This is a genomic window from Bacteroides sp. ET71 (assembly GCF_023336905.1).
Lineage (GTDB): Bacteria > Bacteroidota > Bacteroidia > Bacteroidales > Bacteroidaceae > Bacteroides.
Map to the genome: position 1 here is coordinate 1 of NZ_JAMBLS010000096.1, position 1,180 is coordinate 1,180.

The window sequence follows — 1,180 nt, forward strand, 5'->3', positions numbered from 1 at the left end:
AACTCTGTGTGGTGATAAATGTACTAAAATCTGTTAAGTCCGCTGGTGCAGCTTTTCTAATGGAATGAAAGCGACTAAATTTGCAAGAAAAGCCATATGCTGCTAAGTCAATTTGAAGGTCGTTTTCCGACGGAAGAATCCTGCGTGTCTTATTTTAGAGACATTCGCATCATCCAAGGCGTTTCCTGCCCTAATTGTGGCGTCAAAACTGATAAGTGGCTGCAAGGGAGAAAAGCGTTCCAGTGTACAAAGTGCGGTTGCAGCATTCCCTTGACCAAGGGGACGGTAATGGAACACAGCAAGTTGTCCCTTCGCACTTGGTTCTATGCCATGCACCTTATGACATCCATCAAGCAGGTGCTTTCCGCAAAAGAAGTCCAGCACCAGCTGCGGATAGAGCAATACCCTCCCGTATGGCTTATGATGATGAAGTTGAGGAACATCATGGGAAAGCGGGATTGCATATGCCAATTGTCGGATGAAGTGGAACTCGATGAGGCGTTCTTTCCGATACGGATTCCTGAAGAGTCGCGCGGTGAGAAAATCAAGCGCGGCGCAGGAAGCCAACAGCAAGCCAAGGTACTTGTCATCGTTGAAAGCAAGCCTGTTGACACTGTACTGCAGCAATATTTGTCCGAGGCAACAGGGCAATCCATAAGAAAAGCATCCCATTTGGCTAAAAAAGCGGAAAGGCAAAACATCGGAAAGGTTGTCCATTACATAAAGATGTTTGTGATTGACAATCTGAGTGCTGACACGTTGGACAAAATAGTACGTAAACACATTGACAAGGATACGGTCATCGTTTCAGACGGTTCCTCCTCGCACATAAACTTCGAAGGGTACTTCAAAGGGTATGAACGGCATGTTGAAAGCAATGTGGATTCTGTGGTCAAGACCCATTTGCCTTGGGTGCATGTTGTCATAGGACGCTGCCGAAGTGGCATTGCTGCCATTCATGGTGAGGTTGACAAGCAGTTCTTGCAACTTTACTTGAATGAATTCTGCTGGAAATTCAACAGAAGATTCTTCAAAGATTCATGCGACCCGAAATATGACCTGTTTGATAGGTTGGTTAAGATTGCCGCCATTTACACATCGGACATCAAATGGAGAGACTACTACTTACCGGACGATGAAATCGTTTAAGGTTTGTTAGTACATTTATCACCACACGGAG

General features: G+C 45.3%; 1 protein-coding gene. It reads left to right on the forward strand.

All coding sequences use genetic code 11. The features are described 5' to 3' along the window. The first annotated feature begins 96 nt into the window (after window positions 1–96). Window positions 97–1,149 (forward strand): IS1595 family transposase, encoded by a 1,053-nt coding sequence (locus tag M3090_RS15305; RefSeq protein WP_249057709.1) that lies wholly within the window; start codon window positions 97–99, stop codon window positions 1,147–1,149. Window positions 1,150–1,180 lie beyond the last annotated feature (31 nt).

What these genes read in the sequence shown, in the direction of transcription:
- M3090_RS15305 (WP_249057709.1), top strand. Translation starts at nt 97, where the DNA reads ATGCTGCTAAGTCAATTTGAAGGTCGTTTTCCGACGGAAGAATCCTGC.